The sequence below is a fragment of the Pseudophaeobacter sp. C1-32P7 genome (assembly GCF_041008775.1).
GTDB classification, from domain to species: Bacteria; Pseudomonadota; Alphaproteobacteria; order Rhodobacterales; family Rhodobacteraceae; genus Phycobacter; species Phycobacter gallaeciensis_A.
On sequence record NZ_JAXGFR010000003.1, the window covers coordinates 364,161 to 389,835 of the forward strand.

Sequence of the window (25,675 nt, forward strand, 5' to 3'; positions counted from 1 at the left end):
TGCCTAGAGCGCAGAATACCCGAAAATTTCCGAACTCGAAATCACTTCTTTGTCTGCTGATCCACCGCCGCGCTGTCGGAAAGGCGCCGTTCGATGGCCTCCAGCCGCGCCAGAACCTCGTCCCGGTAGGCGCCAGTGCGCTGGTCGTCTTCTTCGGAATGGGCATCCTGCATGGAATTCACAATAAGACCCACCAGAAGGTTCACCACGGCAAAGGTCGTGACCATGATAAACGGCACGAAGAAGGCCCAGGCATATGGGTAGACCTCCATCACCGGGCGCACGATTCCCATCGACCAGCTTTCCAGCGTCATGATCTGGAACAGGGAATAGGCGCTGAGGCCAAGATCACCGAACCATTCTGGGAAACTATGACCGAACAGTTTGGTCGCCATCACCGCGCCAATATAGAAAATGATCGCCATCAGCAGGAACACCGAGCCCATCCCCGGCAGCGCGGTAATGAAACCCTCCACCACGCGGCGCAGGCGGGGGGCTACCGAGATAACCCGCAAAACCCGCAGGATCCTGAGCGCCCGCAGCACCGACAGCCCCTGTGCCCCCGGCACCAGCGCGATACCGACGATGACGAAATCAAAAACGTTCCAGCCGCTGACAAAGAACCGCAGCCGCGCCACCAAAAGCTTGGCCAGAATCTCGGCAACGAAAATGGACAGGCACAGGTAGTCGATGAAATGGATGATCGGACCGATCCGCTCCATGATCCCGGCCGAGGTCTCCATCCCCAGCGTGACCGCATTGATCAGGATGACCGTCGTCACGAACCGGCTGAACCGGTGACTGTCCAGGATCTTGCGAAGGGTCTGCATCACGCTCATCAATCCAGTCTGTTGGGTGCCTGTCAGCTGTCCAGCGTGAAGCTGGCAGCCAGTTCGGTATGGGCGGACCAGCGGAACTGGTCAACCACCTGGACCCAGTTCAGACGATAGCCCGCAGCGACCAGCGTCTTTGCGTCGCGGGCAAAGGTCACCGGGTTGCAGGAAACATAGGCAATGACCGGCGTGCGGGCCTGTGCCAACTGGGCAATCTGCGCCTCACCACCCGCGCGGGGCGGGTCGATGACCGCAGCATCGAAATGGGCGCCAAAGGGGTTCAGATCCTCAGGCAGCAACGGATTGCGGAACAGATCGCGGACTTCGGAGGTGATCTTTTTCAGCCCCTGCGCCCGGCGCCAGCCCGCATCCAGGGCGGCAATCATGTCCCGCTCGCCCTCGACTGCGTGAACTTCGGCATCCTGCGCTAGTGGCAGGGCGAAAGTGCCGCATCCCGCAAAAAGGTCGACAAGGCGTTTGGCGCCTTTGGTGATTTCCTGAACGGCGGACAGCAGCGCCGCCTCGCCATCCTTGGTGGCTTGCAGAAACGACCCCGGCGGCGGGCAGACGCGGGCGGGACCAAAAGCCTGCACCGGGGGCTGCTCCATCAGCACCTGCTCATCCCCCCAGGTCAGTCGGGCCACACCGTTCTGACCAGCAATGCGCGCTAGTTCCAGCCGCAGGGAGCCATCCAGGGGCTTGCCCTCCCGCACCATCACGTCCAGCCCGACCTCGGATGTGGTCAGCGTGACAGAAAGGGGCGCCTTGCGGCTGGCCCCGGCCATGGCGAGTTCCTCGGCCAATGGAATGGCCCGGATCAACGCCGGATCCAGCAGCTGGCAATCCGGAATCGGGGTGATCACATCCGATGCACGCCCGTGAAACCCCGCCATCGCGCCCTTCTTGGTGCGGCGCACGGTCAGGGTGGCGCGGCGGCGGCTGCGCGACGGCGAGGTATGGATGGGGCGGAATTCGGTCTCAAGCCCCTGCGCCCGCAGCGCGGTTTTCACCACCTCGACCTTCCAATCGGCGACAAAGGCATCGCTGGCGTGCTGCAACTGGCAGCCACCACAGGATTTATAGTGTCGGCAGGGCGCCTGCACGCGGGTTTCGGAGGGCGTTTCGATCCGCACTTCGGTCAGCTGGCTGCCGCTGACTATGCCGCTGACCACCTCTCCCGGCAGGGTGCGGGGGGCGAACAAGGGGCCTTCGGCGACCCCGTCGCCCTGTTGACCAAGACGGGTGATCGTAGCTGTGGTTCTGGCTGCATCTGTCATGCAGCGTAGATAGCCTGCGCAGACCCGGCGCAAAAGAGCCAAACGGCACGGGGCAGACAAACCCTCCTGCGCCGGTTGCTATTCGGCAGCTTCGGTCGAGTCTTCGTCGGTGCAGATAAATCCGCCGGACTGACGTGCCCAGAACTGCGCATAACGCCCGCCCTGCGCCAGAAGATCCTCGTGGCTGCCCACCTCAACCATCTGGCCCTGATCCATCACAATGATCCGATCCATTTCGCTGAGCGTGGACAGGCGGTGGGCGATGGCCAAAACCGTCTTGCCCTCCATCACCCGCTCCAGCGCTGTCTGGATCGAGGCTTCGACCTCGGAATCCAGCGCCGAGGTTGCCTCGTCCAGAACCAGGATAGGCGCATCCTTCAGTATCGCGCGGGCCAGGGCGATCCGCTGACGCTGACCGCCGGACAGTTTGACGCCACGCTCGCCCAGATGCGCCTCATAGCCCTCGCGCCCCTGACCGTCCGCAAGATCCTGAATGAACTCATGCGCCTCGGCCTTCTGTGCGGCGGCGATCAGCTCTGCCTCGCTGGCATCGGGGCGGCCATACAGGATATTGTCGCGGGCGGAGCGATTGAACATGGCGGTTTCCTGCGTGACCATGCCGATCTGCCGCCGCAGGCTGTCCTGTGTGACGCCAGTGATGTCCTGCCCATCGATCAGAACGCGCCCCTCTTCGGCATCGTAAAGCCGCAAGAGCAGCGACACCAATGTCGACTTCCCGGCGCCCGAAGCCCCGACAATGCCCAGTTTCTCCCCCGGTTTGATGGTCAGGTCGATGCTGCGCACGCCGCCGATATTGCGGCCATAGGAGAAACTGACGTTATCGAAATGCACCTGTCCCTCGCGCACCACCAGATCGCAGGCATCTTCGGAATCGGTGATGCGGTCGAACCGGGCCAGCGTCTTGATCCCGTTTTCCACCTCACCCACGTTGGCGTAGATCCCCATCAGCGCAAAGCTGAGCCAGCCAGTCATCTGTGCCAGCCGGATCGCGATGGTGCCCGCCGCCACGATATCGCCCTCGCTGGCCTGCCCTCCCTGCCACAGGAGCAACGATGCACCGATCATCATCACCGGCAGAACACCGGCACAGCCCATAAGGCAGAAGCGGAAGCTCGCCGACAGGGTGCCAAGATGCAGCCTAGCATCGCGGTAGCCCGCCATGGCATCCTTAGCGCTTTCTTCCTCGTTACCGGCATGGGCGAAAAGCTTCACCGTCTTGATATTGGTGATCGTGTCGACCACCTGCCCCGACACCATGGCCCGCGCCCCGGCCATCTTACCCGAGCGTTCGCGGACGCGCGGCAGGAACCAGCGGATCAGGCTGAAATAGCCGATGAGCCAGATCGCAAACAGCCCGGTAATCCGCCAATCGATCGACCCCAGAAGGGCAAAGGTACTGATCAGCGCCGCAAGGCCAAAGATCACCACATTGATCCCCTCGACCGCGACCTGCGTCATGGCATTGGCGGTCTGCATCTGCTTTTGCGCAATGCGCCCCGCAAAATCATCGTCGAAATAGCTGACCGACTGGCCCAAAACCCAAGTGTTGATCCGCGACAGGATCAGCGGCGAAATGAAAGGCTGCACCAGCACCGCATTGGCAAAGGCCCCGAGTCCCAGAATCGCCGGGCGAAACAGCAGGAAGAAGGCCGCAAAGGCCACCACCACCAGCATATGTTCGGCAAAGAAGGCCTGCGGTCCGGCATCAACCGCCGTGTCGATGATGAACCCCAGAAGAAAAGCGTTGAGCGTATCCATACCGCCGGCCATCACCGACAGGATCGTGAACAGCCCCAACACCGGCCAGGCCCCCGCCAGCGCCCAGCGCGCAAAGGCCACAAGCGTTTCCGGCGGCGGCCCTGCGGCAGGCCGGAACGGATTGAGACGCCGGTCGAGAAAGGATTTCAGCATTGTTCTTCTGCCTCTGCGTTCAGAAAGCCACCCGATTGGCGTGCCCAGAATTGTGCATATAGGCCGCCCTGCTGCAAAAGCGCGTCATGGCTGCCCTGTTCGGCAATCCGTCCCTGATCCAGCACCAGAATGCGGTCCATCTGAGCGATGGTGGACAGGCGGTGGGCGATGGCAATCACCGTCTTGCCCTCCATCATGCCATAAAGGGTCTCCTGAATGGCGGCTTCGACCTCAGAATCGAGCGCCGAGGTTGCCTCGTCCAAGAGCAGAATCGGTGCGTCCTTCAGAATGACCCGCGCCAGGGTGATCCGCTGACGCTGCCCGCCAGAGAGTTTCACGCCGCGCTCCCCCACATGGGCGTTATATCCTGTGCGCCCCTGCGGGTCCTCCAGATCCAGAATGAACTCCTGTGCCTGGGCCTGCCGGGCGGCGGCGAGCATCTCTTCCTCGCTGGCATCCGGGCGGCCATAGAGCAGATTGTCCCGCACCGACCGATGCAGCAGCGCGCTGTCCTGCTGCACCATGCCGATATTCTGGCGCAGGCTGTCTTGCGTCACCTGCCGGATGTCCTGCCCATCGATCAGAATTTGCCCCCGGTCCGGATCGTAGAACCGCAGCAAAAGCTTCACGAGCGTCGATTTGCCCGCACCAGAGCGCCCGATCAGGCCGATCTTCTCACCCGGTTTGATGGTCAGGCTGATGCTGTCCAGCCCGCCTGCCTCGCGGCCATAATGGTGCGACAGATCCCGCAGCTTGATCTCTCCCGCGCTCAGTTGCAAAGGCTGCGCTTCAGGCTGGTCGACCAGCGTGATTGGCTGGGCAATCGTACGCATCCCTTCGGCCACCACGCCCAGCTGGCGGAAAAACGATGTCAGCGCCCACATGATCCAGCCGGTCATCGCGTTGAGCCGCAGCGTCAGTGCGGTGGCCGCCGCCACCACCCCGACCGAGGCCGCACCCTGCATCCACAACAGGAAGGCCCAGCCGACGACGCCAACGATCAGCAGCCCGTTCAGCATGACCAGAACCCCATCCATGACGGTGAAGATCCGCATCTCTTCCTGAAAGGTCGTGCGCGCATCCTCGATCGCCTCTTTGGCGTAGGAAAGCTCACGATCGTCATGGGCGAACATCTTGACCGAATGGATGTTGGAATAGCTGTCCACCACCCGCCCCGTCACGGTGGAGCGCGCATCGGAGGCCGCTTCGCTGGCCGGGCCCACGCGCCGCACGGTCCAGCGCACCAGCAGCGCATAAAGCGCGAACCAGATCGCCAGCGGCAGCATCAGCCGCGCGTCGGCGGCAAAGAGCAGCACCGCAGCCCCCACCAGATAGGCCAGTGAAAAGGTGATGGCGTCAAAGACCTGAAACACCACCTCTCCGGCGGCCGGGGGCGTCTGCATGATCCGGTTGGCAATGCGGCCGGCAAAATCGTTTTCGAACCAGCTGACCGATTGGCGCAGCACATGCCGATGTGCCCGCCAGCGGATGAGCGTGCCGAAATTGGGCAGGATCGCATTGTTCAGCAGCAGCACATCCACCAGCTGCAGGGCGGGCCGCAGGAACAGGATCAAAAGGGCGACGACGATCAGCTCGGTGCCGTGATCCTGCCAGACCTGAGCGGGCGTTCCCCCCAGCAGATCCACCACCCGGCCCATGTAATAGATCAGCCCGATCTCGATGGCAGCCACCACCACCGACATCATCGCCGTCAGCACAAAGACGCGTTTGAAGGGCTGGGCATAGTCGCGCAGAAACGGCCAGAGCTGCGTCGGGGGCACGTCTTTTTCGGGATAGTCACAATAGGGATCAATGAGGTTTTCAAAGAAACGAAACATGGGCGGGTGCTCCAATCACTTGAGCAAATTATGGAATGCGGACATGCGTCAGATGGGTGCCGTCAAGGCCCCCTGACAAACGGGTGGTATCGGCGTTAGCTGTACCAGATCCCGTAATACATGAGCATTCCTCCCGGTGCCTGTCGTTCATGACAGCCCAATGGATAGACACCCAACCCGCTTTTGTCACCCCGTTTTGTCTCAGCTTGCGACTTCGCGGAGGTTCAGCCGTTCAGGCGCGCCAGCAGTGCCGCGCGATCGAGGGAAAACCCCGAGGCGATCCAATCCGATTCCAGCTGTTTCAGCGCCGCGCCCAGCGCCGCACCACTAAGGTCTGGCATCAGGTCCCGCGCCGCCACCGGGCAGGTCTGGCTGCTGCCATGAGTTGCTGCCGCAAGCGCGTCCGGCGCCAGGGGTTGCTCGAGCAGTGCCGCCCGCAGGAGCAGCGCATCGCGCCCCTGATCCGCGCCCAACCGATACCCCAGCTCACCCGCGCCCAGGATTCCGGTTGCAGCCTCATAAAGGCGTTCCAGCCTGCGCGCCTGTTCCTTGCTGAGCCGGAGCGATTCCTGCAGGTCAGCGCCGCCACTGATCGCAGTCAGCCGCCGGATCGGATCGGCAGAAAGCCCGGCCTCGCCCTCAAGATGGACAAGCGGCGCCAGAGCGCGGTCATCCGCCCCCGGCAGGATCTGTCCCAGAACCCCGGTCTGGCGCATCACCGCCACCTCAGGCGCCGGATCCGGCGCGCCGAGCAGCTTCAACAGCTCTGCCCCCACCCGTTCGCGCGACAATTTTCCCAGCCCGTCGAGGTTAGCCGCAATCGCAGCAAGCGCATCGGGGTCAAAGCCTGCAGCCTGATCGCCATACCAGGCATGGAATCGGAAATAGCGTAGCGAGCGCAGGTAATCCTCGCGGATGCGGTGGTCTGCTGTGCCGATAAACCGGATGCGCCGGGCCTGAAGGTCGGGCATCCCGCCCAAAGGATCGACAATGCTGCCGTCCGGGCGCGCATAAAGCGCGTTCACGGTAAAATCCCGGCGCGCGGCGTCCTCGGCGATATCGGTGGAAAAGGCAACGACGGCGCGGCGGCCATCGGTGTCCACATCCTTGCGAAAGGTGGTGATCTCATGCGGGATACCGGCCTTGATCAGCGTCACGGTGCCATGGTCGATGCCGGTCGGAACGGCGCGGATCCCGGCCTGTTCGGCCAGCGCCAGCACAGTATCCGGCGGCACATCCGTGGCGATATCAAGATCCGAGACTGGCACCCCCAGCAGCGCATTGCGCACGCATCCGCCCACGAACAGCGCCTGCGCGCCCGCCTCTGTCAGCGCGGCGCAGACGGCCTGCGTCTCGGGCGCATGCAGCCAGGGTTGGTCGATCCGCATCAGCTCTGCATCCGGTCTGCAAACTGGCGCAGCATCCGTGCGGTGGCCCCCCAGATGTAATAGGGGCCATAGGGCACAGTGTAATACCGCCGCCGCGTACCCCGCCAGCGGCGCGATTCGATGATGTAATTGGCCGGATCCAGAACATGAGAGAGCGGCACCGAGAAGACCTCGGCCACCTCGCCCGCCTCGGGGCGGATGTCAAACTCTGACCTGAGCAGTGCCACCACCGGCGTGACGGTGAAACTGGTGACCGTTTCATGGGTCGGCAGCGCGCCCAGAACCTCGGGCAGATCCTGCGGCAGACCGATCTCCTCCCAGGCTTCGCGCAGGGCGGTATGGGTGACATCCCGGTCGCCTTCGTCCACCTTGCCGCCCGGAAAGGCGATCTGCCCCGGGTGGTGTTTGAGCGCAGAAGACCGTTTTGTCAGGATGACCCGCGGGGCACCTGAGGCCAACGAGATCGGCACCAGAACGCCGGCCGGGCGCAGCTTGCGCGCCTGCGGCAGGGACATCTCCGGATTGAGGTCAAAATCCGAGGACCCCGCATCCGGGCCGCTTTGCACGGCCATGGAAAGGCGCTGTTTTAGGTCCTCGGGAGTGTCATACATATTGTCGGTCGCTCAGCTCGCTTTGGTCAGGACGGCGGGTTTTCGGCCTCAAAGCCCAGCGTCTTCGGGTCCAGATCGTAATGGGCGCCGCAGAACTGGCAATCGGCGGTCACCCGGCCGTCCTCTGTGGTCATCGTCTCCAGATCCTTGGCCGAGTAGATCGACAGGCTGTTGCGCACCCGCTCTTCCGAGCAGGTACAGCCGAACTGCACCGCCTGCGCATCATAGACGCGCGGCTGTTCCTCGTGGAACAGTCGGACCAGAAGATCGGTCGGCGAGACCGTTGGGCCGATCAGTTCCAGATCCTCAACCGTGGCCAGCAGCATATTGACCGGGTTCCAGTTTTCCGCGGTCTCTTCCGGGATCAGATCCGCCGCATTGAGGATATCCCCGGTGCCCTGCAGTTCTGCCGCAAAGGGCGACGCCTTGGGCATGTGTTGCAGCATCATGCCACCCGCGCGCCAGCGTTCGGAGACGCCCGGTTCGGAAGATTTCCCAAAGCTGAGGCTGAACCGCGTCGGCAGCTGCTCGGACTGGGCGAAATAGGCCTCGGCGCAGGCCGAAAGCGAGCCGCCCGCCAGCGGTGTGATCCCCTGATAGGGCTGCATATCGTGGCCCTGGTCGATCATGATGGCAAAATACCCCTCGCCCACCTGATCAAAGGGCAGGCCGGGCTCCAGCCGGGAGGGATCATAGCTGGCATAGGCGCGGATCCGGGCCGGATCGCCCTCTTTCTCTGGTGCGTAGTAATCGGTGGCGATCATCCGCACGGCGGCGCCCTTGGACTGCACCTGCAGCGACAGTTTCCAGCGCAGTTTGATGGTCTGGCCGATCAGAGCGGTCAGCAGGGCCATTTCGGCCACCAGCGCCTCCACCTGGGGCGGATAGTCGTGTTGTTTCAGAATACCATCCAGAACGCCGTCAAGACGCGCGACGCGGCCGCGCATGTCCGAGGCATCAAGCTGGAAGGGCAGGACCGTATCGTCCCACGCGATTTTCGAACCAAGTGTCATGGGGTTTCCTTACACGCCGGAGGTTGGCATATCGAGCCTATATAGGGTTTTGCCATTCGGAGTGAAGGGGGCGCATGTGATCAGACGTTTTGGAAAGCCGCCCGAAGCGGGGCGAAGCTACAGGCTGCGGCCCGGAATCTATGCGCTGCTTCCGCGCGACGGGCAATTGCTGCTGACCTGCCAGATGGATCCGGGGCCGGACATCCAGCTGCCCGGAGGCGGCATTGACCCCGGCGAATCGCCCCTGCCCGCGCTGCATCGGGAGGTTTATGAGGAAACCGGATGGAGTATCGCCGCGCCACGTCGCCTTGGTGCGTTCCGGCGGTTCGTCTTCATGCCGGAATACGATCTCTGGGCGGAGAAACTCTGCCATATCTATATGGCCCGGCCCCTGCGCCGCTTGGGCCCTCCGCTGGAGCCCGGCCACGAGGCGCTGTGGATGCCCGCTGGTGAAGCCGTTACGCACCTCGGCAACCCCGGGGATCGCCATTTTGTCGCCCGGTTCTGCCCGTAGGGGAAATGAGGACCGTCCACCAGACAACATAGCCCCGGGGCACTCCCGCGCGTGACTTGAACGGCCCACTGGGCCTTCGGTCCCCCTTGGGCATGGCAGCGCGCAAGCGCGCTGCGGTGGGATTCCATAGGGTTGGTTGTGTTTATGAGTGGCGTTAGAAGCGTGACCGCTGCACGCCCTGGCGTGCAGCCCGGCCCAACAAGAGCCGATGATTGTTGATCATCAGGCGATTGGCGGGAGAGCCCTGCCGAAACGATCCCGGTGCAGGGATACGGTCCGGATTACGGTCCTTCGTATTCGAATAGGGTGGCGGAAACGTCATCCTCCAGCCCGTGCTCTGGCGATAGGATCTGGGTCAGGTTCCAGTAGAGATCGTCGAGGAATTCCTTGCCGGACTGGCTGCTGTCGCATTTGCGGATCAGTTCGAGCAGCCCCTCGGCCTCCAGCATCTCACCGGCTTCCAGGCGCGCTTCGGTAAAACCATCGGAGTAGAGCAGCAGCCGGTCGCCCTTTTCCATCACCAGCTCTTCCTGGCTGTAGCCGATATCCGGCACCAGACCGACGGGGACCCCGCCTTTGCCGATGAATTCAGCGGTTCCGTCCTTGCGCAGCAGCAAGGGGTGCGGATGCCCGGCCTGCACCATCTTCAGCACGCCACTGCGCAGATCGACGATGCAATAGGCCATGGTGAAGTATTCTTCGATGCCAGTATCCGCGATCAGGCGGGCGTTCAGCATGCTGGCCACCTCTTCCGGCTGCCGCAGCGCATAGAATCGGTTGAACCGCTTTTCCATGCCGACGTTCTGGTCGAAATAGGTCGAAGACAGGTAGCCACCCAGTCGTGCGGTCATCATCGCCGAGGTGATACCGTGGCCCGATACGTCGATGGAATAGAAGCCGATTCGGTTGACGCCCGGACAAAACATGCCCACCAAATCGCCACCGATATGGCCACAAGGCTTCAAAAGCAGGCTGACGGTCGAGGAGCCAAACGACTTGGACAGCTCCGGCACCAGTGATTCCTGAATCTTGCGCGCCTGAATCAGATCCTTGTCGATCGCGTCATAAACCCGCTGCAGCTCACCCAGGGTTTCCGAGACGATCCGGTTCTTCTCGGACAGCTCACGCTGCATCCGCAGGATCCGTTCTCCGGCCGAAATCCGCGCCCGCAGCTCATCCGAGCTGACCGGTTTGGTGAGGAAATCATCAGCCCCTGCATCCAGGCCTTCGGCGACTTCGTTCTTTTCGCTCTTGGAGGTTAGAAGAATAAAATAGCTATATTTATCAGTGCCCTGAGCCCGGAATTCACGGCAGAACTCGATACCGTTCATGCCAGGCATCATCCAGTCGCTGAGGATAAGATCCGGCGGATCGTTCCGGCAGATTTCCATCGCCTGTTCGCCGCCCTCGGCTTCCAGAACGTCAAAACCCCATTTCTTCAGAGACGCGACAAGAATCCGGCGCTGCAGCCGACTATCATCGACAACCAGCACACGGTTGATCGATTCGCTCATAGCGTCTTCCTCATGGTCCACGGGACTGTCTGGCAGCAACTAACGACACCTCAATACACTAGCAAGGAATTTGCCCACAATAGCGGGCATTATCCAGCCAGTTCTTTAACAGGTTATGAAGCGGAAAGATTGAACTCACCACCTGCTTTCACTTTAAATTTACCCGTGGGACGTTATGAAATACTTACCGGGAAACAAGAAGCAGGACTTGGATTATGATTAACTGGCCTCGCGTCAAGGAACTTCGCCAGGAAGTAGGGGAAGAGGACTTCGATGAGGTTGTGGAGCTCTTCCTGGAGGAGGTAGAGGGCGTGATCAGCAAACTTCGCACTGGAGATCGCGGCGCCTTGGAGCAGGACCTTCATTTCCTCAAAGGTAGCGCAATGAATCTGGGTTTTGATGCCTTCTCTGACCTCTGTCTTGCCGGAGAGCGCCAGTCGGCAAGCGGCGCCGCCGGATCGGTCGATCTGGACGCGGTGATCTCTGCCTATGAGAAATCCAAGACGCAGTTTCTGGCAGAGCTGCCCAACCTGAGTTGACCGACTGTCGGCCTCAGCTACCGGTCTGAGCGTACCCCCTCTGCCTGAGAAGAACCTGTCAGATCAGTATCAGATCAGGAACTGCGCCAGCGTTTCGTCATTGGTGATATCGGTATAGGTCATGCCTGCCTCATCCAGGCGGGCAAAAAGCGCGGCAAAATTCTCCGGGCGCTTGGTTTCGATCCCGATCAGAACCGAGCCGAAGTTGCGCGCCGACTTCTTCAGGTACTCAAACCGCGCAATATCATCCTCGGGGCCAAGGATGTTGAGGAACTCCTTCAGCGCGCCGGGCCGTTGCGGCAGACGCAACAGGAAGTATTTCTTGATGCCCGAATAGCGCAGCGCCCGTTCCTTGACCTCTGGCAGACGTTCGAAATCGAAATTCCCGCCCGAGGTGACACACACGACGCTTTTGCCGCGAATCCAGGAGCGCACATCGTTCAGCGCCTCGACCGACAGCGCGCCAGCGGGTTCCAGCACGATGCCTTCGACATTCAGCATCTCGATGATGGTGGTGCAGATCCGGTCCTCTGAAATGGCGATCACATCCGGCAGCGGGATGTGTTTCAGAAGGTCAAAGGGCTGCGCGCCGATGGTGCCCACCGCGGCGCCATCGACAAAGGTATCAACCTTGTCCAGCGCCACCGGATGCCCCGCCGTCAGCGCCGCGCGCAGGCAGGCCCCGCCTGTGGGTTCGGCAAAGAGGCAATGCACCGCATCGCCAAAAAAGGTCGCAACGCCCGAGGACATGCCACCCCCGCCCACCGGCAAAATCACATGGTCGGGGATCCCGCCAAGCTGCTCTTCGATTTCCACCGCGATCGAGGCCTGACCTTCGATCACATCGCTGTCGTCAAAGGGCGACAGGAAATGGCCCCCTTCGCGCGCGCACCACTCTTGTGCAGCAGACAGCGTGTCGTCGAAATAGTCGCCGATCAGGTGCACCTCGATATTGTCACCGCCGAACATACGGGTCTTCTGGATCTTCTGCTGCGGCGTTGTCACCGGCATGAAGATCACCCCGCGCTTGCCCAGATGCTTGCACATGAAGGCAACGCCCTGCGCGTGGTTGCCGGCTGAGGCGCAGACAAAGAGATCCTGATCGGGCTGCTTGCGCATGGCGTTAAGCGCGCCGCGAATCTTGTAGGAGCGGACCGGGCTCAGATCCTCGCGCTTGAGGTAGATATCCGCCCCGAAGCGTTCGGAAAGGTGGACATTGCGCTGCAAAGGCGTTGCGGGAAACACCTCGCGCATGGCCGCCTCGGCGGCGCGGGCGGCATCTTTGAACCGGGTCTGAAAATCGCTCATACCCTTTCAGTGGCGCAAGCCCGCCCCCAAGGCAAGGGGCAGGCGCAAAGCATGCAAAAGAATACCGGTGAGCGGGTCGTCGTCAGATCGGGCGCCCCTGCACGTAATGGCCATAAAGGGTGGTCAGGATACTCACATTAACCAGCGTCATCACCAACGCCGCGCCAAGCGAGAAGATGAAGCCAAGCGGCGCAAAGACCATCATCGAGGCCCCGACGATGAACTGCAGCAACAACTGCACGAGGATCAGAACCACGAACAGCATGATCGCCGTTCCCGCCGTCCCGCGCGTCGCCTGTAGAGACTGGCTCATGCTGAGCCGTTCGCCGATGGCCGCCGCCGGCAACATGGGCAACAGCCGGAACAGAAAAACGCCCACAAAAACAAAGGCCGCAATAGCCAGGATCATCGCGATAACGGGCGGAAAGACCGCAGCAGACATCATCACGACCATTCCGATGACAACAGCGGAAACAAGCCCCATCACAAGCGCAAGGATCAGAGACACACCGATGTAGGCCAGGATGCGCCCGCCACGAAAAGGCGGGATCCAGCCTTGGGGATATTCCTCAAGCAACACGAAACGGTGCCAGTTCACAAACACCCAGAGCTCCAGGATGATGAAAACCACGGCAGCCAGAAACAGCGGACCGGCAAGGGCAGGATCCACGGTCGGAACGCCGTTTGCGTCCATATGCATGGCTTCTGACATCAGCCCACCAAGGAAGGCCACAAACAGTACAACTCCGATCAAAACGGGCACAAGAGCGATGCGGAGGGCGTCGCGCCAGTTGCGCAGCACCATGTTGAGGGAGTGCGAAAATATCTTCCAACTGATCACGGGAAATGTCTCCTGAAAAACAACTTTCCTTTCTTCTTGCACGTATTGCGCGCAGCAAGACAAGGAAAACCCGGCGAACCTTGCCCTTCTCTGCAAAACCCGCTACCCCGCAAACGTTCTGATCAAGAGGAAAACCCATGTCCGCGCCCAAAAAAGTTGTGCTGGCCTACTCTGGCGGCCTTGATACGTCGATCATCCTGAAATGGCTGCAGACCGAATATGGCTGCGAGGTGGTGACCTTTACCGCCGATCTGGGCCAGGGCGAAGAGCTGGAGCCCGCCCGCAAGAAGGCCGAGATGCTGGGCATCAAGCCGGAAAACATCTACATCGAAGACGTCCGCGAAGAGTTCGTGAAAGACTTCGTCTTCCCGATGTTCCGTGGCAATGCGCTCTATGAGGGCGAGTACCTCTTGGGCACCTCGATTGCGCGCCCGCTGATCTCCAAGCGCCTCGTGGAAATCGCCGCTGAAACCGGCGCCGATGCCGTGGCCCACGGCGCCACCGGCAAGGGCAACGACCAGGTGCGTTTCGAACTGGCGGCCTATGCGCTGAACCCCGACATCAAGGTGGTCGCCCCCTGGCGCGAATGGGACCTGACCTCGCGCACGCGCCTCTTGGAATTCGCCGAGAAGAACCAGATCCCGATCGCCAAGGACAAGCGCGGCGAAGCGCCTTTCTCGGTCGATGCGAACCTGCTGCACACCTCTTCCGAGGGCAAAGTGCTGGAAGATCCCGCCGAACAGGCCCCCGATTACGTCTACCAGCGCACCGTGAACCCCGAGGATGCACCGGATACGCCGGAAATCATCACCATCGGTTTCGAGCAGGGCGATGCGGTTTCGATCAACGGCGAGGCGATGAGCCCGGCCACCATCCTGACCGCGCTGAACGACTATGGCCGCAAGCATGGCATTGGCCGTCTGGATTTCGTGGAAAACCGCTTTGTCGGCATGAAATCCCGCGGCATCTACGAGACCCCCGGCGGTACCATCCTGCTGCAGGCGCACCGCGGTATCGAGCAGATCACTCTCGACAGTGGCGCAGGCCACCTGAAGGATTCGATCATGCCCCGCTATGCCGAGCTGATCTACAACGGTTTCTGGTACAGCCCCGAGCGTGAAATGCTGCAGGCCCTGATCGACAAGAGCCAAGAACACGTCACCGGTACCGTGACCCTGAAACTCTACAAAGGGTCGGTCTTTGTGGTGGCACGTGATTCCGAGCATTCGCTCTACTCCGAGGCCCACGTGACCTTTGAAGAAGACGCCGGCGCCTACAATCAGGAAGACGCGGCAGGCTTTATCCAGCTGAACGCCCTGCGCCTGAAACTTCTGGCCGCACGCGACCGTCGGCTGAAAAAATGAGTGACGACTACGACATAGACGGCGATTTCGAGGACGATTTCGAAGAAGAGCTGGAAATGTTCGTCGAAGCCCAGGACACGGTCTGGTCCGATGTCCTGAGCGAACTTTCTGTGGGTAAAAAGACGAGCCACTGGATGTGGTTCGTCTTCCCGCAACTGGCCGAGCTTGGCAAATCCCACATGGCACAGCTATACGGGATCGAGGATCTGGCCGAGGCCAAGGCCTATCTTGGCCACGAGGTGCTCAGCGCCCGTCTGGTCGAGGTGTCCCGCCTGATGCTGTCGCACGCAGATCAGGACGCCGCCGAGATCCTCGGCAAGGTCGACGCCAAGAAACTGCGCTCTTCCATGACGCTGTTTGCCGCCGTGCCGGATGCACCGGGCGAATTCAAACAGGTTCTTGATGAATTTTACAGCGGCAGCCCCTGTCCGCTGACGATCGAGGCACTGGCAAGCGCCTGAGGCTCGCCTCCCGCTTGGTCATGCTTGCCCAGCACAAATCCCTTGCCTAACGCTCACGTCAGGCAAGAGGAGATTCCCTGATGGCACTTCACGACATCGCCGCCGGTATCCAGTCCGGCCTGTCCGGCAAAAGCTTTGACGGCTCGCTGAAATTCGACTGCGGCGAGGAGGGCGTCATCGTTCTGGCCGATGGCACCGCGACCACTGAAGACAGCGACACCGACTGCACCCTGCGCCTGTCGGAAGAAAATCTGAAAAAGCTGCTGACCGGCAAGCTGAACCCAATGACCGCCGTGATGATGGGCAAGATCAAGATCACCGGCGACATGGGCGTGGCGATGAAACTGGGCAAGCTGATCGGGTGATAGATGGTAAGACTGATTGCCACTCGACATAAAGTGGCAATCAAACTTTTATACCCTCGATGTTTCTCGGACTGGGGCCGGAGAGGAACTTTTCACCAAGTTGATCGCAGCAATTGCGTCACCTTTGTTAAAGTACCCCTCTCCAGAGTTCGCGATTTTCCGATAGTTGGCAGCGAAGAGTGTCCAACGCCAGTATCCGGCTTGGTCTTTATACAGTTCATAGAACATTGTGCTTTCCTTTCGAGTGCACAGATTGGCCGCCTTCCCAACAAGGAAAGACCAATATTGCCGCTGCAAATCTCTTGACGAAAGCAAACAGTTCCGAGAAACTCGAACCGTGTAGCAAAACACGCTTCCGTCGTACAACGGCGGTTAAAGGTGCTTACGGTTGGAGCCGTGAGCACCTTTATGAATCCACATACCAACAATTGAGTCGAGTCCTTTTTTTGTCGGCACATCTAAATGTTGTGGAAACTCTGTCGTGACCGACAAAATCAGACACTATTTCGAGGCCGCCTTCAACTGCTCGTAATAGGGCATCGCCTCCTCCAGCACCGGTTGCAGGTGTTCGGGCACCTCGGGCAGATCGCCTTCGGGACCGGCAAAACCGGTAGAGGTCCAGACCGCGCCATACCAGACCTCGGCCCAGACGCCATCGTCCTTGTGGCCGCCTTTGGGCCAGCTCAGCATCTTGGGCGAATAGGCAAGGCCGATGGCATCGCACATCTGTTCTAGCTTGGCGGCGGGGTCCTGGCGGATGTCATAGCTGTCCACAACCACTGGTGCCTGTCCCCAGCTGCGACAGAGATCATACAGCTCGGCCTGCTGACGAAAGCCGATATCATCCAGGTTGGGATTCTCGCGTTTCGCCGCATAAGAGGCGATGACCCGTGCCGGGTGGCGGATCAGGAAGACATTGGTCACCTCCCGCATCCAGTCGCGCGGCATGCCGGGGATCATGTGCTGGCTCATATGCTTTTGATAATAAACCGGTTTTGCAGCCGGAATATCTCCGATCAGCATATCGGCCACCACTTTTGGATCCTGGCTCTGGCTGTCCATGATCTCTTCGCGCATGGGATGGTCGAGGCCGGTCCTCTTCAGATAGGCGGCGTAAAAGGGTTCATCGACCACCGCGCAATCGCCACGGTTGCCAAAGGAATACATCATCGCCGTCGACAGGTTCCGCGGCCCCGACCACATTGCAATCCGCATCAGGCGCACTCCTGCTCGATCAGACCCTTGTAGAGCGCCCGGATCCGTTTGGTCACCGGACCCATTTCGCCCGTGCCGATCTGACGACCGTCGATATCGCCCACCGGGGTCTGCGCGCCGAAGGTGCCAGTCAGAAACGCCTCGTCGGCGCCATAGGTGTCGACCAGCGAATAGTTGCGTTCAAACACCGGGATATCATTGGCGCGACACAGGTCGATCACCTTTTGCCGGGTGATGCCGTTCATGCAGTAATCCCCGGTCGAGGTCCAAACCTCGCCGCCGCGCACGATGAAGAAGTTGCAGGCGTTGGTGGTGTTCACAAAGCCGTTCACATCCAGCATCAGCCCTTCGTCCGCGCCCGCCTTTTCGGCGGCAATGCAGGCCAGGATACAGTTGAGTTTGGAATGGGAATTCAGCTTGGGGTCCTGGCTCATCGGCAGGCCACGGATATGGGGCACGGTGGCGAGCCGGATCGGGCGCGGCAGATGCGGGCGCGAATGCTCCATGATGATGACCATGGTCGGCCCCTGCTGCGACAGGCTGGGGTGTTGGAAAGGCCGCGTTTTCGGGCCGCGCGTCACCATCAGCCGGGCATGGGCATCGGTGGTCATACCGTTGGCCTTCTGCGTGTCCAGCACCGCCTGTTTCACCCCCTCCGGGGTCAGGCCGATATCCAGATCGATGGCCTTTGCCGCCTCGAACAGACGGTTCAGGTGTTCGTCGATGAAGGCCCAGGTGCCGTTGTAAAGGCGCAGCCCCTCCCAAACGCCGTCACCCAGCATGAAACCGCTGTCATAGACGCTGACGGTGGCTTCGGCCTTGGGCACGATCTTCCCGTTCAGATAGATGAGGATCTCTTCGTTGCGCTGATCTTCTTCAGCCTGATGGGTACTCATTTTTTCAGTCATAGGACCCTCCTTTTGCGGCACGCTAGCCAGATTGGATCCAATTTCCAAGCGATAACTTGCGCTCACCAGTGCGTGACATTTGATGACATGGGTTGAGCGCAGGCGCGCCCGGCGGCAGGGTTTCAAAAAACGGAGGCGATGATGAAGACATTGCATCACATCAAACAGGTTTCCCTGGCCATCCTGATCCTGGCTGCGGGCCTGTTGCGCGGATATGAAGCCCATGCGGCCGAGCAGGAAACGCTGACCGTTGCGGGCGGCTGTTTCTGGTGCGTCGAGAGCGATTTTGAATCGGTTCCCGGCGTCTCCGAGGCCGTTTCTGGCTACACCGGCGGCACCACCAAGAACCCCACCTACAAGGAGGTCGGCCGTGGCGGCACCGGTCATTACGAGGCGGTGCAGATCACCTTTGACCCGGCCAAGGTAAGTCGCGCGCATCTGCTGGAACTGTTTTTTCGCTCCGTCGATCCCACCGATCCGGGCGGCCAATTCTGCGATCGCGGCGAAAGCTACCGTACCGCCGTTTTCGTTTCCTCCGACGCGGAAAGAACAACCGCAGACCAGGCAAAGGCCAAGGCGCAGGCAGAGCTGGGGCAGACCATCGTCACGCCAGTCCTGCCAGCCGGTCCCTTTTACCGGGCCGAGGATTACCATCAGGATTACTACAAGGGCGACAATCTGGTCTTTACCCGCTTTGGCCCCAAGAGACAGTCCAGCGCCTATAAACGCTACCGTGAGGCCTGCGGCCGCGATGCCCGTGTGCGGCAGCTGTGGGGGGATGCAGCGCCCTTTGCCAACGCTCACTAGGCGAAACATCACTGGCCCAAACCCTATTGGACCAGTTCCCGCACGCTAAGGCGCATTGCCCGCCTGCCTGAGGGCAAGATCGCGCGCGGTGTTTATTAAATTTCTCTCTATAAAACGACCGAAAATCACGGTGGTTTTGCGTTTTGCCGGGCAGGTACTGAGATTCATTTAACCCGTCTCGCGCAGTCTGACTGTTACTTGTTTTTAGGAGGTAACAGTCGCATGCGGAGTGTCCGTCCCATCCGTGCCAGATCAGCGATGAATGTTCTGGCTGCACTGTTGTTGCTAGGGACGCCTGTCAGCGCGGATGTCATTGACCTGCGCGCTGACGCCTGGTGTCCATTCAACTGTGATCCGGCCAGCGACCAGCCGGGGTATATGGTGGAAGTGGCGCAAGAGGCGCTGGCGCTTTTTGGGCACGAGGTACGTTATACATCGATGACCTGGAGCCGCAGCCTGTCGCAGGCTCTCAGCGGCGACATTACCGGTGTCATCGGCACCGATCAGGAAGAATCGCCTGATCTGATCCTTGGCCCGCCCATGGGCAACTATCAGGAGGCTGTCGTGTTCCGCGCCGGGGAAGCCCGGTCAATCGCGACCGCTGAAGATCTGGAAGGTATCCGAATCGGGGCGATCCTGGACTATGAGTACAACACCGTGATCGCCGCCTATGTTGCAGAGAACGCCAGAAACCCCGAGCGGGTTCAGATGATCGGCGGCGATGATGCCCTGAAACGAAATCTGCAAAAGCTGAAGGCCGGGCGGATCGACATGGCAATCGATGAACGTTCGGTTGTGACCTACATGATCGATCAGCTGGGATTGCAGGACGATCTGCAAGTCGCGAACTATGGCGAAGCGACCGAGCTTCACATCGGTTTCTCCCCGGCGCTGGAGGCATCTGCGCTTTATGCGCAGCAGCTGACAGAAGGGGTAGCGCAACTCAAGGCATCTGGGCGCTACGGTGAGATCCTGAAACGCTATGGACTGACTGAGTAATTCTGCCATGAATGTTGTCGGCCCCAAAACCCTTCGCACCCGCATTCTGTTGGGCGTCCTGATCCCAGTTTTTCTAATCCTGGCGGCAGGTCTGACCTACGAATCCTATGATCACAGAGCGCATCTGATAGAGGGTCAGCACCAGCAAGGGGACATGGTCGCCCGATTGACGGCAACGACCGTGACGCAGGCTTTGTGGGATTTCGACATTGTCCAGGTGGAACAATCGCTGCAACAGATCGTGGCCCTTGGCCAGGTCGCAAGTGTTGAAATTATTGGTCTGGCTGGCGAGCAGATCGCGGCCGCTACCGCACCGGGGTTCACCCCGAGTGAAGGGGACTTCATCACCACACATGTGATCGAGTATGTTCTGGGTGACCAACACGAAGAGCTGGGAGAGTTACGGCTGACACTCCCAGTGGAACACGTTACTGGCCCCTTGATGGACACGACGGTTCAGCATGCTGCGGTCTCGGTACTTATCTTTGCCCTGCTGGCCGTCAGCGTGTTTCTTGTCCTGACGCGGATTTCGCAGCCACTCACCAAAATCGGCATAGCGATCGACGATATTTACAATGGCCGGTTTGACACGGTGGTTCCCTATCAGTCCCGTACTGATGAGATCGGCATGCTGGCACAGACGCTGGAGCAGATGCGCCGCAATGAGGTCGAAATGGCAGACCTGCGCGCCCACACGACCGAAGCAAGCAGGCGGGAAAGAAAACGTATTTACCGCGCCCTGAAATCCACCCGCGATGGCGTGATCCTGACGGATGAAACGGGTCACGTGGTGTTCTCCAACGCCAACGCTAGCATCTTCTTTGCCGATGCGCGGGACGGGGAAAAACTGAACTTCCGCTCCTGGTTGCCGCAGGACGTGGCCGAACAGATCGAAGAACGCGTCGCCGCCAATCAGGATTTTGCCGCCGAGGCAAGCGTCACCCATTTCAACAGCGGTGAAGAGCTGAACCTGTTGGTGCGGGGCGGTCCGATCCGGGACGAAGCGGGCCTGTACCTAGGCACACTGCTGCTGGCCACCGATCACAGCGATCAGGCACGTCAGGCCGCGCGCGTCAAATTCATGGCGGAGCATGACAGCCTGACCGGCCTGCCGAACCGGCGCCTGCTAGAGCACACCCTCGGCAACTGGCTCAATCAGGGGGAACAGGTATCGATCCTGCTGGCGGATCTGGATCATTTCAAGATGATCAACGACACGCTTGGCCATCCCACCGGTGACGCCCTGCTAAAGGTCGTGGGTGAAAAATTCCTGGGCAACTGCGGGAAAAACGCCTTGGCGGCGCGGCTTGGCGGCGACGAATTTGCGATCCTCGTCAAAGGCGCCGCAAGCGAGGAACGCCTGAACAGCATTGCCAACTCGCTGGTCTATGATCTGTCGAAACCGCTGACCATCGACGGCAACGTCCTGCACACCGGCATGAGTGCGGGCATCGCAACCCTGTCTGGTTCTGAGGCCGGCTCCACCGATGGCATCCGCTGCGCTGATCTGGCGCTGTATGAGGCGAAAAAGGGTGGCCGTGGCCGGGTCGAGATTTTCCACAAGGATCTGGAAACCGTCATCAAACGCAAAACCCTTCTGGAGCGGGAATTGCGCGGCGCCCTCAACGAAGGCAGCATCCGCCCCGTCTTTCAGGTCCAGACCGACCTCAAGACAGGTCAGATTATCGGATTTGAAACCCTTGCACGCTGGCATCACCGGCATCTGGGCAGCATCTCTCCGGCGGAATTCATCCCTGTCGCCGAAGACAGCGGGCTGATCCGCGAGCTAACCTACCAGATCATGACCCATGCCTTCCGCGCCGCGGCGCGCTGGCATGACATGGGCTGGACAGGCCGGGTGGCAGTCAATCTCTCACCCAAGCTGTTTGGCTCGCAAGTCGATGAATTCGTCAATGACTGCCTGTATGAAACCGGCTGCCCCGCCAGCGCGGTCGAGGCCGAAATCACCGAAACAGTTGTCCTGTCGAGCGGCCAGTCTGCGCTGAAAGAGATCGAAGCCCTGCAGCGGCTGGGCGTGACCGTGGCACTTGACGATTTTGGCATGGGCTATTCCTCGCTCAGCTACCTGCAAAAATTCCCGGTGAACAAGATCAAGGTCGACGCGGCCTTTGTCTCCAAACTGCCTGATTCCGCCGAAACCCGGGCCATCGTCGTGGCCATCGCGGAACTGGGGCATGCCCTTGGCATGCATGTCACCGGCGAAGGCGCTGAGACCGAAGTGCACCGGCAGCTGCTTCGGGAATGCGAGGTCGATTATCTGCAAGGCTATTTCGATGGCCCGCCCATGGCCGAACGTGCTGCGACCGCTCGTCTCTTCCCTGGCGCCGGTCTGCACCTGCAAATGTCCAACTGACAAGCGCGCACCAAAATCCGCAGCAAAACCCCGGTCACGGGTTGGCTATTTCTGGCTCAATCTCACTGGCGCTGCCGCAACCCGGCACGCCGGTTCTGGTATTGCTTTGACACGGCGCAGGCTTTTGACCAGCCATCAGACCCCTCCCGGCCTCGATTTGGCTGATTTTCTTGCGGAAAACGTTGCCTGAAGCAAAAAAACCGGTATCACCTGCCGAACCGATTTCGCCACGCCATCATCGCCACAAAGGAGCCCCGCGTTTTGAAACCTGCTGCACCGGACCAGAGGCTGGACAGCGCAGGCGCGCCCACTGCCGACTCTGCCCGGGCTGCCGTGGTGGATCTGCAGGCGGTGCATGTGATCGCAGGCGAAAAGACGCTGTTGCAGGACATCTCATTTCGCGCCGATGAAGCGCGGGTTGGAATCGTCGGGCGCAATGGATCAGGAAAAACCACTCTGTCGCGCGTCCTGGCCGGCTTGATCGCGCCAGATCAGGGAGAGGCCCGGGTCGACGGTATCGACCTGTCGCGCGACCGCAAGGCAGCGCTGGAGCTGGTGGGCGTGCTGTTCCAGAACCCAGACCGGCAGATCATCTTTCCTACGGTGGAAGAAGAGATCGGTTTCGGCCTGCGCCAGATGGGTCTGAGCAAATCCGACACCGCCACAGAGGTGGCGCAGACACTGGCCCGTTTCGGCAAATCGCAATGGGCCAAGGCGCCGACGCATCTGCTGTCGCAGGGGCAAAAACAACTGCTCTGCCTGATGGCCATTCTCGCCATGAAACCGCGCATCATCCTGCTGGATGAACCCTTTTCCGGGCTGGATATCCCAACCCGCATGCAGTTGCAGCGCGCGCTGGATCAGGCCGAAGCACAGCTTTTCCACGTCTCGCACGACCCGCAACACCTGGAACATTACGACCGTATCCTGTGGATCGAGGCAGGCCAGCTGCGGGCCGATGGGTCACCCGCTGACGTCTTGCCGGAATTCACCAGACAGATGACCGAATGGGGGGCAAGCGATGATCTCTCTGACCTCGCCAGTTGAAACCTGGGCGCACCGGTGGCCTGCGGGGCTAAAGCTGGCCATCCTCTGCGCTACCACGGTGGTTCTGTTCTCCCTGAAAACACCAGCGGCGCAGGGTGGCGCGCTGGCGCTGACGCTGGGTCTCTATCTCAGCGCCGGACCCGTCTTTGCGCGCAGCGGCGTGCGGAGCCTGCGCATTCTCTGGCCCTTCTTCGTGGTCATCGCGCTGTGGCATCTGATCGAAGGCACCCCGGCAACCGGGCTGACCATCGCGCTGCGGCTGACCACCGCAGTAGCACTGGCGAATTTTGTCACCATGACCACCCGGCTCACTGATATGGTCGGGGTTGCCGCATGGCTGCTGACGCCGTTTCGCCGGATTGGCCTCAGCACCCGGGCGCTTGAAACCGCAATCGCGCTGGTGATCCGCTTTGGCCCGTTGCTGGCACACCGCGGCGCGGATTTGGCCGAGGCCTGGCGCGCAAGATCACCGCGCCGCCCGTCGTGGCGTATTGCCCTGCCGATGACCATTCTGGCGCTGGATGACGCCGATCATGTTGCCGAAGCGCTGAAGGCGCGCGGCGGCGTTCAATAATCTTAGGCCCGGCTGCGCAGCGGGGCATGCACAAGGATCGAAATCACATGGAACGTTCTATCGCTTACATCGCTCTCTTTGCGGCGCTGATCGCTGCCTTGGGGCTGATTCCGCAAATCACCCTTGCCTTTGGCGTGCCCGTTTCGGCCCAGAGCCTCGGTATCATGCTCTGCGGCACGGTACTGGGCGCCCGGCGCGGATTGCTGGCCGTTCTGCTGTTCCTGCTTCTCGTCGCCCTTGGCCTGCCCCTGCTGTCCGGCGGGCGCGGTGGGCTCAGCGTCTTTTCCTCGCCCACGGCTGGCTTCCTTGTTGGCTTCCCGATTGCGGCCTTTGTCACCGGCCTGATCATGGAGCGGATGCGGGGTATTCCGCTGGTGGCGACGGCGATCATCGCCGCGATGCTAGGCGGGATCGTCGTGCTCTATCTGTTTGGTGTGGCCGGAATGGCCATCACCCTCGACAAGTCCTTTACCGACGCTGCAGCCCTGGTCCTGATCTTCATTCCGGGCGACATCCTGAAGGCCGTGGTTGCCGGGTTGCTGACCGCCGGACTGGCGCGAGCGCGCCCCGGCAGCCTGCTATCGCGCAACAGCTAAGTTCCGACCCAAAGCCTCGGACACCCTGACATACACCGCAACGGAGCAGGCATGGGGCCTGCTCCGTTGATCAGATCGCCACACCAGCCTGATGCCCTTCGGCGCCTTAGTCCTCTTGGACCTCCTCGCCGCCGCAAAATTCATGCGCAAGATTGATAATCAGCCATTTGAACAGAGGCTTGGGCAGGATATCGATCATCCCCCATTCGGTGCCACGCTGGAATTTCTCCAGGTTGGCGCAATCCGACATCCCAATGATCGCAGGGCCCGCCGAACCACCCCCAAGCGCGGCAATCTTCCGGGAAATCTCTCCCACCAGATTGCCAGCAGGAAACCGGATATCCATCAGCACCAGACCATACGCCGTCCGCCGCGCCGCGCAGCGCCGAAACGCCTCATGAGGATCCGCGCACAGCTCAAAAGGCACGCCCGCTTCGCGCAGGAATTCCTCCAGACGAAGGCGCACCCAGGGATCATCGTCAACGGCCAGGACCGACAGCGCCGGGACGGCGCGGGTTTCAATGGTTTCGGATCTCAAAGCAGACATAACAACACCCTCCCAAAGGCCGGGTTTTTACCCACAAATGTACCAACACCCCCAGAGCCTGTCTGGGATCAGCTGCGATCTGGAAATTCGGATTTACGACGCAAGGAAGACACGCTGAGAATCCGCATTCAGATTCAGCCCAAAAGTTCACATCTGGCGGAATACGACAGATCACACCCGCTCAGGTTGTTAACCTTAACACACCCCAAGACGTTAAAACATACAAGTTATCTAGAATTAACGACCAATTTTCTAAATATGCGGAAAACAGCCCAGTAAAGTAAAGCCACACCTCAGGGCACGCAACAAATCCCAAAACGATTTTCACTATAAATCAATCACCTAGCGTAATCCTCAAGAACGCAGAACAACACCTGTGCAGGAATTATAGTCAAGTCTGAGGTGGGCACAATTTTGCTCAACTCAAAGCCATAAGCGCATATCACCGTAAATAGAATGAAAGGGCCGTAACGGTCTCAATAATATTTGCACCCGAAACTTAAGCCACCCCAGAAGCCCCGCCCACCTGTCGGTGAGGAGAATATCGGCGCGCGACGTTTTCACTGCCGCAGGGACGAATCGCGGACCCTCTTCGACGGACCGCCCAGACCCCTATGGGGTGCCCTGACGATCTGTGTTGGCCCCGCTTCACAGTCGTCGAAGCCGGTTCCGAAACTGGCGCTCTGGGCGGTTTCATTGCTTGTAAAGCGTTGCGGTGTTAAGTGCGTGGCCAAGTTGAGGCTGAGCCAGAATGGAGTTGCCAATGGGCACGGATTACATCGTCAAAGACATCGCATTGGCCGGGTTTGG

At 60.4% G+C, this 25,675-nt stretch carries 25 protein-coding genes; 11 read left to right on the forward strand and 14 right to left on the reverse strand.

The annotated features are described in order from the left end of the window. Window positions 1-41 precede the first annotated feature (41 nt). From SM763_RS06655 to hslO, 7 genes are all read right to left on the reverse strand, one after another. The gene (locus SM763_RS06655; RefSeq protein ID WP_274836054.1) at window positions 42-839 is read right to left on the reverse strand and encodes an ion transporter; all 798 of its coding nucleotides are present in this window, start codon (window positions 837-839) and stop codon (window positions 42-44) included. 23 nt (window positions 840-862) lie between these two features. Then, window positions 863-2,110, reverse strand: coding sequence for a class I SAM-dependent RNA methyltransferase (locus SM763_RS06660; RefSeq protein WP_368998033.1), 1,248 nt, complete (start codon window positions 2,108-2,110; stop codon window positions 863-865). A 78-nt stretch (window positions 2,111-2,188) separates the two neighbouring features. Further along, window positions 2,189-4,042 carry an ABC transporter ATP-binding protein gene (locus tag SM763_RS06665; protein ID WP_368998034.1) on the reverse strand — a complete coding sequence of 618 codons (1,854 nt, stop codon included), beginning with the start codon at window positions 4,040-4,042 and terminating at the stop codon, window positions 2,189-2,191. Next, window positions 4,036-5,880 carry an ABC transporter ATP-binding protein gene (locus tag SM763_RS06670; RefSeq protein WP_368998035.1) on the reverse strand — a complete coding sequence of 615 codons (1,845 nt, stop codon included), beginning with the start codon at window positions 5,878-5,880 and terminating at the stop codon, window positions 4,036-4,038. The genes SM763_RS06665 and SM763_RS06670 overlap by 7 nt, the downstream gene beginning before the upstream one ends. Window positions 5,881-6,104: 224 nt before the next feature. Next, window positions 6,105-7,268 (reverse strand): CCA tRNA nucleotidyltransferase, encoded by a 1,164-nt coding sequence (locus tag SM763_RS06675; protein WP_368998036.1) that lies wholly within the window; start codon window positions 7,266-7,268, stop codon window positions 6,105-6,107. Further along, entirely contained in the window at window positions 7,268-7,840 is a 573-nt protein-coding gene (locus tag SM763_RS06680) for a CoA pyrophosphatase (RefSeq protein WP_425537490.1), read from the reverse strand. Before SM763_RS06680 ends, SM763_RS06675 begins: the two co-directional genes overlap by 1 nt. A gap of 65 nt (window positions 7,841-7,905) precedes the next feature. Further along, window positions 7,906-8,892: an Hsp33 family molecular chaperone HslO gene (gene hslO / locus SM763_RS06685; protein WP_368998037.1), complete on the reverse strand. Its 987-nt coding sequence runs from the start codon at window positions 8,890-8,892 to the stop codon at window positions 7,906-7,908. A 76-nt stretch (window positions 8,893-8,968) separates the two neighbouring features. Between hslO and SM763_RS06690 the strand changes: the two genes are divergently transcribed. Beyond that, window positions 8,969-9,406 carry an NUDIX hydrolase gene (locus tag SM763_RS06690; RefSeq protein ID WP_368998038.1) on the forward strand — a complete coding sequence of 146 codons (438 nt, stop codon included), beginning with the start codon at window positions 8,969-8,971 and terminating at the stop codon, window positions 9,404-9,406. Window positions 9,407-9,687: 281 nt separating this feature from the next. On the opposite strand, the gene SM763_RS06695 is transcribed toward SM763_RS06690, so the two are convergent. Continuing rightward, window positions 9,688-10,920 (reverse strand): PP2C family protein-serine/threonine phosphatase, encoded by a 1,233-nt coding sequence (locus SM763_RS06695; RefSeq protein ID WP_490363265.1) that lies wholly within the window; start codon window positions 10,918-10,920, stop codon window positions 9,688-9,690. A 215-nt stretch (window positions 10,921-11,135) separates the two neighbouring features. Between SM763_RS06695 and SM763_RS06700 the strand changes: the two genes are divergently transcribed. Continuing rightward, window positions 11,136-11,459: an Hpt domain-containing protein gene (locus SM763_RS06700; RefSeq protein ID WP_065272056.1), complete on the forward strand. Its 324-nt coding sequence runs from the start codon at window positions 11,136-11,138 to the stop codon at window positions 11,457-11,459. A 69-nt stretch (window positions 11,460-11,528) separates the two neighbouring features. On the opposite strand, the gene ilvA is transcribed toward SM763_RS06700, so the two are convergent. Next, entirely contained in the window at window positions 11,529-12,767 is a 1,239-nt protein-coding gene (ilvA, locus tag SM763_RS06705) for a threonine ammonia-lyase IlvA (RefSeq protein ID WP_274829330.1), read from the reverse strand. Between the two features lie 82 nt (window positions 12,768-12,849). Continuing rightward, window positions 12,850-13,608 (reverse strand): hypothetical protein, encoded by a 759-nt coding sequence (locus SM763_RS06710; protein ID WP_274831729.1) that lies wholly within the window; start codon window positions 13,606-13,608, stop codon window positions 12,850-12,852. Window positions 13,609-13,745: 137 nt separating this feature from the next. On the opposite strand from SM763_RS06710, the gene SM763_RS06715 reads away from it, so the two are divergent. The 3 genes from SM763_RS06715 (at window position 13,746) to SM763_RS06725 (ending at window position 15,798) form a co-directional block, all read left to right on the forward strand. Continuing rightward, window positions 13,746-14,972, forward strand: coding sequence for an argininosuccinate synthase (locus SM763_RS06715; protein WP_368998040.1), 1,227 nt, complete (start codon window positions 13,746-13,748; stop codon window positions 14,970-14,972). Next, window positions 14,969-15,433, forward strand: coding sequence for a DUF1810 domain-containing protein (locus tag SM763_RS06720; RefSeq protein ID WP_065272052.1), 465 nt, complete (start codon window positions 14,969-14,971; stop codon window positions 15,431-15,433). Before SM763_RS06715 ends, SM763_RS06720 begins: the two co-directional genes overlap by 4 nt. Before the next feature lie 80 nt (window positions 15,434-15,513). After that, window positions 15,514-15,798 carry an SCP2 sterol-binding domain-containing protein gene (locus SM763_RS06725; protein ID WP_274836046.1) on the forward strand — a complete coding sequence of 95 codons (285 nt, stop codon included), beginning with the start codon at window positions 15,514-15,516 and terminating at the stop codon, window positions 15,796-15,798. A 48-nt stretch (window positions 15,799-15,846) separates the two neighbouring features. On the opposite strand, the gene SM763_RS06730 is transcribed toward SM763_RS06725, so the two are convergent. From SM763_RS06730 to SM763_RS06740, 3 genes are all read right to left on the reverse strand, one after another. After that, the gene (locus SM763_RS06730; RefSeq protein WP_368998041.1) at window positions 15,847-16,026 is read right to left on the reverse strand and encodes a YegP family protein; all 180 of its coding nucleotides are present in this window, start codon (window positions 16,024-16,026) and stop codon (window positions 15,847-15,849) included. 273 nt (window positions 16,027-16,299) lie between these two features. Next, a complete protein-coding gene (locus SM763_RS06735) occupies window positions 16,300-17,013 on the reverse strand; it encodes a sulfotransferase-like domain-containing protein (RefSeq protein WP_368998042.1) in 714 nt (237 codons plus the stop codon). Then, window positions 17,013-17,921 (reverse strand): D-amino acid aminotransferase, encoded by a 909-nt coding sequence (locus tag SM763_RS06740; RefSeq protein ID WP_274829326.1) that lies wholly within the window; start codon window positions 17,919-17,921, stop codon window positions 17,013-17,015. The genes SM763_RS06735 and SM763_RS06740 overlap by 1 nt, the downstream gene beginning before the upstream one ends. 141 nt (window positions 17,922-18,062) lie before the next feature. On the opposite strand from SM763_RS06740, the gene msrA reads away from it, so the two are divergent. The 6 genes from msrA (at window position 18,063) to SM763_RS06770 (ending at window position 24,318) form a co-directional block, all read left to right on the forward strand. Next, window positions 18,063-18,728, forward strand: coding sequence for a peptide-methionine (S)-S-oxide reductase MsrA (gene msrA, locus SM763_RS06745; protein ID WP_368998043.1), 666 nt, complete (start codon window positions 18,063-18,065; stop codon window positions 18,726-18,728). 222 nt (window positions 18,729-18,950) lie between these two features. Continuing rightward, entirely contained in the window at window positions 18,951-19,727 is a 777-nt protein-coding gene (locus SM763_RS06750) for a substrate-binding periplasmic protein (RefSeq protein ID WP_082996063.1), read from the forward strand. 154 nt (window positions 19,728-19,881) lie between these two features. Next, window positions 19,882-22,101, forward strand: a complete 2,220-nt coding sequence (locus SM763_RS06755; protein WP_368998044.1) for a putative bifunctional diguanylate cyclase/phosphodiesterase — start codon at window positions 19,882-19,884, stop codon at window positions 22,099-22,101. 261 nt (window positions 22,102-22,362) lie between these two features. Next, window positions 22,363-23,148: an energy-coupling factor ABC transporter ATP-binding protein gene (locus SM763_RS06760; RefSeq protein WP_368998045.1), complete on the forward strand. Its 786-nt coding sequence runs from the start codon at window positions 22,363-22,365 to the stop codon at window positions 23,146-23,148. Beyond that, window positions 23,123-23,722: an energy-coupling factor transporter transmembrane component T family protein gene (locus tag SM763_RS06765; protein WP_368998046.1), complete on the forward strand. Its 600-nt coding sequence runs from the start codon at window positions 23,123-23,125 to the stop codon at window positions 23,720-23,722. Before SM763_RS06760 ends, SM763_RS06765 begins: the two co-directional genes overlap by 26 nt. A 47-nt stretch (window positions 23,723-23,769) precedes the next feature. Continuing rightward, complete coding sequence (locus tag SM763_RS06770) at window positions 23,770-24,318, forward strand: biotin transporter BioY (RefSeq protein WP_274837862.1); 549 nt, start codon at window positions 23,770-23,772, stop codon at window positions 24,316-24,318. A 106-nt stretch (window positions 24,319-24,424) separates the two neighbouring features. On the opposite strand, the gene SM763_RS06775 is transcribed toward SM763_RS06770, so the two are convergent. Next, window positions 24,425-24,865: a response regulator gene (locus tag SM763_RS06775; protein ID WP_368998047.1), complete on the reverse strand. Its 441-nt coding sequence runs from the start codon at window positions 24,863-24,865 to the stop codon at window positions 24,425-24,427. Window positions 24,866-25,675 lie beyond the last annotated feature (810 nt).

Bases quoted from the DNA above. Each gene is read 5' to 3' on its own strand.
- SM763_RS06655 (WP_274836054.1), bottom strand. From the start codon at position 839: ATGAGCGTGATGCAGACCCTTCGCAAGATCCTGGACAGTCACCGGTTC.
- SM763_RS06660 (WP_368998033.1), bottom strand. From the start codon at position 2,110: ATGACAGATGCAGCCAGAACCACAGCTACGATCACCCGTCTTGGTCAA.
- SM763_RS06665 (WP_368998034.1), bottom strand. From the start codon at position 4,042: ATGCTGAAATCCTTTCTCGACCGGCGTCTCAATCCGTTCCGGCCTGCC.
- SM763_RS06670 (WP_368998035.1), bottom strand. From the start codon at position 5,880: ATGTTTCGTTTCTTTGAAAACCTCATTGATCCCTATTGTGACTATCCC.
- SM763_RS06675 (WP_368998036.1), bottom strand. From the start codon at position 7,268: ATGCGGATCGACCAACCCTGGCTGCATGCGCCCGAGACGCAGGCCGTC.
- SM763_RS06680 (WP_425537490.1), bottom strand. From the start codon at position 7,840: ATGGCCGTGCAAAGCGGCCCGGATGCGGGGTCCTCGGATTTTGACCTC.
- hslO (WP_368998037.1), bottom strand. From the start codon at position 8,892: ATGACACTTGGTTCGAAAATCGCGTGGGACGATACGGTCCTGCCCTTC.
- SM763_RS06695 (WP_490363265.1), bottom strand. From the start codon at position 10,920: ATGAGCGAATCGATCAACCGTGTGCTGGTTGTCGATGATAGTCGGCTG.
- SM763_RS06700 (WP_065272056.1), top strand. From the start codon at position 11,136: ATGATTAACTGGCCTCGCGTCAAGGAACTTCGCCAGGAAGTAGGGGAA.
- ilvA (WP_274829330.1), bottom strand. From the start codon at position 12,767: ATGAGCGATTTTCAGACCCGGTTCAAAGATGCCGCCCGCGCCGCCGAG.
- SM763_RS06715 (WP_368998040.1), top strand. From the start codon at position 13,746: ATGTCCGCGCCCAAAAAAGTTGTGCTGGCCTACTCTGGCGGCCTTGAT.
- SM763_RS06720 (WP_065272052.1), top strand. From the start codon at position 14,969: ATGAGTGACGACTACGACATAGACGGCGATTTCGAGGACGATTTCGAA.
- SM763_RS06725 (WP_274836046.1), top strand. From the start codon at position 15,514: ATGGCACTTCACGACATCGCCGCCGGTATCCAGTCCGGCCTGTCCGGC.
- SM763_RS06730 (WP_368998041.1), bottom strand. From the start codon at position 16,026: ATGTTCTATGAACTGTATAAAGACCAAGCCGGATACTGGCGTTGGACA.
- SM763_RS06735 (WP_368998042.1), bottom strand. From the start codon at position 17,013: ATGCGGATTGCAATGTGGTCGGGGCCGCGGAACCTGTCGACGGCGATG.
- SM763_RS06740 (WP_274829326.1), bottom strand. From the start codon at position 17,921: ATGACTGAAAAAATGAGTACCCATCAGGCTGAAGAAGATCAGCGCAAC.
- msrA (WP_368998043.1), top strand. From the start codon at position 18,063: ATGAAGACATTGCATCACATCAAACAGGTTTCCCTGGCCATCCTGATC.
- SM763_RS06750 (WP_082996063.1), top strand. From the start codon at position 18,951: ATGCGGAGTGTCCGTCCCATCCGTGCCAGATCAGCGATGAATGTTCTG.
- SM763_RS06755 (WP_368998044.1), top strand. From the start codon at position 19,882: ATGGTCGCCCGATTGACGGCAACGACCGTGACGCAGGCTTTGTGGGAT.
- SM763_RS06765 (WP_368998046.1), top strand. From the start codon at position 23,123: ATGATCTCTCTGACCTCGCCAGTTGAAACCTGGGCGCACCGGTGGCCT.
- SM763_RS06770 (WP_274837862.1), top strand. From the start codon at position 23,770: ATGGAACGTTCTATCGCTTACATCGCTCTCTTTGCGGCGCTGATCGCT.
- SM763_RS06775 (WP_368998047.1), bottom strand. From the start codon at position 24,865: ATGTCTGCTTTGAGATCCGAAACCATTGAAACCCGCGCCGTCCCGGCG.